Here is a 5,000-nt window from a genome sequence, read left to right as displayed (position 1 = left end):
CTGCTGAACCGGAGCAGCCGGCGGGGCGGCGGGCTCCGCATGATGCGGCGTCGGGCTGCGCTCCGCGCGCGGCGAGACATCGGCGAGGGCTTCCGCCCCCAGCCCGTCCTCGTGGAAGTCCGGCTCGATCCGCCCGTCTTCACCGGGCTCCTGAACCATCGCGGCCCCTTGCGGCAAGGGCACGTCGAACTCCTCCGACAGGTCCGCTTCATGGGTGGAGAAGCGCCGGCGCAAGAAGGCGCGGGCCGAGAGCCACCAATGGACGAGGATGCCAAGGGCGACATAGCCGCCGCCATCTTCGTCCTCGTCTTCTTCCTCCGCCTCGGCGTAATCGTCGAACGCCTCCGGCTCCGTTTCGGCCATGACAGGCACGGCCTTCCGGCCGAGCGCACCGGCACCGTAAAGGGTCAGCCACACGGCCGGACCGAGAAGCAGCGCAGCCACCATCATGCCGAACCAGCCGGTCGGATAATTGCCGCTGACAATCGCCGGTGCGGCCAGAACCATATCGCCGAAAACGCCGCCGAGGCCGGTGGGCAAGGGCCAGGTCTGTGGCGGCGTAAGGCATCCTGCCACGCCCGCCGAAAGCACCGCGCCGGCAAGCCACGCCCCTACACGCCGCCAGGGCCGGTCGACGCCGCGGGCGGTGGTGAGAAAGATGCCCCAGAAAACCGCCGGCACGAGCCCCGCGACCGAGGCGAGCCCGAAGAACTGCATGGCGATGTCGGAGAAAACCGCCCCCGGAAAGCCCATCGCGTTGGTCACCGGATTGTCCGTCGCGTAGCTGAGACTGGGGTCGGCGACGTTCCATGTGGCAAGGCTGGCCAGGCCGAAGGCGACCAGCACAAGCAGCGCGACGCCGACGCCGCGCGCGACCTGCCGCCGCAGGAAGGATTGCAACCCGAAACCGCCCTCATACATGGCAAAAGTCGCGGAAGACCCGGAACTCATTCACTTAATCCCCGTCCATACGTCGTTTTGGCGCGCTGAGACGGGCCCACCCTAGCCCCGCGAAGGTTAAGGCGGCATTAACCATGCAGGTAGGGCTTTGCGGCGGACTGCGCTGCATTTCTGGGCACTGTCAGGGACGATGGATGGAAATGAAAAGGGCCCGGATCGCTCCGGGCCAAGGTTGCAGCAGCGGTCAAAGTGGCGGTGCTGCGACGGGAAGTGTTGCACCCGGCCGGTGCCGGCCGGGTGATTCGCATACGCCGGGGTCAGCGAACCCTGGAGGCGATGAACTCCGGGTATGCCTCGACGCCGACCTCGCCCACGTCGAGCCCGCTCTGCTCTTCCTCTGGGCTGACCCTGAGCCCCATCACGGCCTTGAGGATCATCCAGACGACAAGCGAGGCGACGAAGGTGAAGACGCCATAGGCGAGGATGCCGATGATCTGCACGCCGAAGCTGGTGTCTGCATTCGTCAGCGGCACGGCGAGCGTGCCCCAGATGCCGGCAATGAGGTGCACGGGAATGGCGCCCACCACGTCGTCTACCTTGAACTTGTCGAGGAGCGGCACAGTGAACACCACGATGACGCCGCCGATGGCACCGATGACGATCGCCATGAAGGGGCTCGGCGCCAGCGGCTCGGCGGTGATGGAAACGAGACCGGCCAGCGCGCCGTTGAGCACGAAGGTGATGTCCACCTTCTTGTAGACGATCTGCGACAGGATCAGCGCCGCAACGACGCCGCCCGCAGCGGCCAGATTGGTGTTGGCGAAGATCCGGCTCACGTCGGAGGCGTCGGCATTCGATCCGAGCGCGAGCTGCGAGGCGCCGTTGAAGCCGAACCACCCGAGCCACAGGATGAAGGTGCCGAGCGTGGCGAGCGCCATGTTGGAGCCTGGGATCGGCTGCACCTCGCCCTTCAACCCGTACTTGCCTTCGCGCGCACCGAGCAGGATGGCGCCGGCAAGCGCCGCCCAGCCGCCGACCGAGTGGACGAGGGTCGATCCGGCGAAATCGGAAAAGCCCATCTCCGACAGCCAGCCGCCGCCCCATTGCCAGGAGCCGGCAATCGGGTAGATGAAGCCGGTCAGCACGACGACGAAGATGAGGAACGGCCACAGCTTGATGCGCTCGGCGAGCGTGCCCGAGACGATCGAGGCCGCAGTGGCTACGAAGACCATCTGGAAGAACCAGTCGGAAGCGACCGCATAGTCGCCTTCATTGGCCGTGCCGGCATCCGGCCAGCTATAGGGCCACAGCGTACCCATGAAGCTATTCACGTCGACATACATGAGCGAATAGCCGACCGCCCAGTACATCAGCCCGGCGATCGAATAGAGCGATATGTTCTTCAGAAGCTGCATGGAGACGTTCTTGGAACGCACCATGCCGGCCTCCAGCATGGCGAAGCCGGCCGCCATCCACATGACGAGAAAGCCGCCCATGAGGAACAGGAGCGTATTGAAGACGAAGGCCGTCTCGCCGCTTACGCCGGCGGCTGCGGTCGCCGCCTCGGCGGCCTCCTCGGCCGCTTCCTGTGCGAAAGCGGGCAGGGATGTGAAAGCCATGAGCGCAAGGGCGCCCAACACGGGGCCGCGCGCCCCGAAGCCAATAGTCGGAAATCTCATCTCATTCTCCCTGGAAAACCGGATGCGGCTCAAAGCGCGTCGGTATCGGTTTCGCCGGTGCGGATGCGCACGGCCTTTTCGATGTTGTGGACGAAGATCTTGCCGTCACCGATCTGGCCGGTCTTGGCGGCGGTGGCGATCGCGTCCACCGCCTGGTCGACGAGGTCGGAATCGACCACGACCTCCACCTTGACCTTGGGCAGGAAGCTCACCGCGTATTCGGCGCCGCGATAGATTTCCGTGTGCCCCTTCTGCCGCCCGTAGCCTTTGACTTCGGTGACGGTCAGCCCCTGTATGCCGAGGTCGGTCAGCGCCTCGCGCACCGCCTCCAGCTTGAACGGCTTTACGATTGCCATCACGAGTTTCATCAGGTTTCACCCTTTGCCATTGCGGTCGAGCCGCGTTGCGTGCCGCCAGCCCCAGCGCCTGCCGACATGTCCCAGGTGATTCAAGTGCCGTGCCAACTGCGCGGCAAAGCATTGAACCTGTTGATTTCGTTCGTTGAATTAGCCTGATCCGGGAAGCACGAAAGGCGCCTTACCGCGGGAGTCGATCAATAACTAGGCAAATATGACAGATTGCCTATTTTTTGCGCAGCCGCACAAGGCCCTCCTGGGCCACCGACGCGATCAGCCGTCCGTCGCGTGCATAGATGCTGCCGCGCGAGAGACCCCGCGCACCGCCGGACGACGGGCTGTCCTGCGTATAGAGCAGCCAGTCGTCGAGCGCATGCGGCCGATGAAACCACATGGCGTGGTCGAGGCTCGCCATCTGCAACTCCGGATCGAAGACCGAGCGCCCATGGGCGAAAGTGGCCGTGTCGAGCAGGGTCATGTCCGACAGGTAGGCGAGTACGGCCGCCTGAACGGCGCGGTCGTCCGGCACCGGGCCCGTGGCGCGCAGCCAGACCTGCTGGAAGGGAGGCAGCTTGTTTTTCGTCGTGTAGTGCTCGACGTTGACCGGGCGGATCTCCAGCGGGCGCTCACGCGCCCAGTAGCGGCGGATGTTTTCCGGCACGCGGTCGCCGAAGGCGGCGAGGAACTCTCGCTGCGGCCGCAGCGTTTCCGGCGCGGGAACACCGTCGGGCATAGGCAGTTGATGCTCCAGCCCCTCCTCGTCGATCTGGAAGGAGGCGGAAAGGGAAAAGATGGCATGGCCGTGCTGAATGGCGACCACGCGCCGGGTTGTGAAGCTGCCGCCGTCGCGGATACGGTCCACCTCGTAGATGATGGGTACGGCCGGGTCGCCGGGCCGCATGAAATAGCAATGCAGCGAATGGACATGGCGGTCCGCCGCCACCGTGCGCTGGGCCGCCGTAAGTGCCTGCCCGATCACCTGGCCGCCAAAGACACGCTGCCAGCCCGACTGCGGGCTGCGGCCTCGAAACAGGTTGTGTTCCAGCGCCTCGAGATTAAGAATGTCGAGAAGCGCCTGCATGGCCGACGACATGTCCTGAGCCCCTTGAGCCAGCGTTGCTCCGGCGCCGACAAACCGGACGGCGGCTGCAAAGTCAAGGCGGCCGCGAAAAACGGAGAACCCCTCGATGGCCGAAGAAAAAACGCATGAGCGCCTGCCCGAGCTCTTCGACATCGTCATTGCCGGCGCCGGCTATGTCGGTCTTCTGATCGCCGTTTCCATCGGCCAGGCCCGGCCAGGACTGAAGGTGCTGGTCGTCGACGCCGCACCCGAGGACGCATGGCAGCGTGACGGGCGTGCCTCGGCCATCGCCGCCGCCGCGGCGCGCATGCTGCGCCAGCTCGGCTGCTGGGAAGAGATCGCGCCGGAGGCGCAGCCCATCGTCGATATGGTGATCACCGATTCGCGCACGTCCGACCCCGTGCGCCCGGTGTTTCTGACCTTCGGCGGCGAGGCCGCCCCGGGCGAGCCCTTCGCCCACATGGTCATGAATCGCCACCTGACTGGCGCGCTGCGCCGCCGCGCCGCCGAGCTCGGCATCGAGGTCCGGCAGAACACGGCAGTGGAAAGCTTCGAGGTGGACCCCGTGGCCGTCAGGCTGCGGTTCGGCGACGGCACCGCGCACGCCACGCGCCTGCTCGTCGCCGCGGACGGGGTGAAGTCGCGGCTGCGTGAGATGGCCGGCATCCGGACGGTGAAATGGGAGTACGGCCAGTCCGGCATCGTTTGCACGGTCGCCCACGAACGCCCGCATTACGGCCGCGCGGAAGAACATTTCCTGCCCGCCGGTCCCTTCGCAACCCTGCCGCTCAAGGGCAACCGCTCCTCGATCGTGTGGACGGAGCGGACCGAGACTGCCGAACGGCTGGTGGCGGAAGACGAGATCATCTTCGAGCACGAGTTGGAGCGGCGGTTCGGTCTCAAGCTGGGCGAGATCCGCGTCGAGGGCCCGCGCCGCGCCTGGCCGCTGGGGCTGACACTGGCGCGCGACTTCGTGCGCCCGCG

General features: G+C 66.1%; 5 protein-coding genes. 1 reads left to right on the top strand and 4 read right to left on the bottom strand.

Features of this window, described 5'->3' with window-relative positions; translation table 11 throughout:
• The 4 genes from ACFP9U_RS23795 to tesB form a co-directional block, all read right to left on the bottom strand.
• Nucleotides 1-951 (bottom strand): DNA translocase FtsK 4TM domain-containing protein (locus tag ACFP9U_RS23795; RefSeq protein WP_378625245.1); only part of this gene is annotated, 951 nt, incomplete at its 3' end.
• Between the two features lie 266 nt (nt 952-1,217).
• Entirely contained in the window at nt 1,218-2,579 is a 1,362-nt protein-coding gene (locus tag ACFP9U_RS23790; RefSeq protein WP_378625244.1) for an ammonium transporter, read from the bottom strand.
• A 29-nt stretch (nt 2,580-2,608) separates the two neighbouring features.
• Complete coding sequence (locus tag ACFP9U_RS23785) at nt 2,609-2,947, bottom strand: P-II family nitrogen regulator (RefSeq protein WP_322453164.1); 339 nt, start codon at nt 2,945-2,947, stop codon at nt 2,609-2,611.
• 214 nt (nt 2,948-3,161) lie between these two features.
• Nucleotides 3,162-4,028: an acyl-CoA thioesterase II gene (gene tesB, locus ACFP9U_RS23780; protein WP_378625242.1), complete on the bottom strand. Its 867-nt coding sequence runs from the start codon at nt 4,026-4,028 to the stop codon at nt 3,162-3,164.
• 94 nt (nt 4,029-4,122) lie between these two features.
• Here tesB and ACFP9U_RS23775 point away from each other — a divergent pair.
• Nucleotides 4,123-5,000 (top strand): FAD-dependent oxidoreductase (locus ACFP9U_RS23775; protein ID WP_378625241.1); only part of this gene is annotated, 878 nt, incomplete at its 3' end.

It is taken from the genome of Nitratireductor sp. GCM10026969, from assembly GCF_042660605.1.
Classification (GTDB): domain Bacteria; phylum Pseudomonadota; class Alphaproteobacteria; order Rhizobiales; family Rhizobiaceae; genus Chelativorans.
Note: the sequence above shows the minus strand (reverse complement) of the source record. Positions and strands in the feature narration are given on the sequence as shown.

Excerpts from the sequence above, each read along its gene's own strand:
- ACFP9U_RS23790 (WP_378625244.1), bottom strand. The coding sequence starts at position 2,579 with ATGAGATTTCCGACTATTGGCTTCGGGGCGCGCGGCCCCGTGTTGGGC.
- ACFP9U_RS23785 (WP_322453164.1), bottom strand. The coding sequence starts at position 2,947 with ATGAAACTCGTGATGGCAATCGTAAAGCCGTTCAAGCTGGAGGCGGTG.
- tesB (WP_378625242.1), bottom strand. The coding sequence starts at position 4,028 with ATGTCGTCGGCCATGCAGGCGCTTCTCGACATTCTTAATCTCGAGGCG.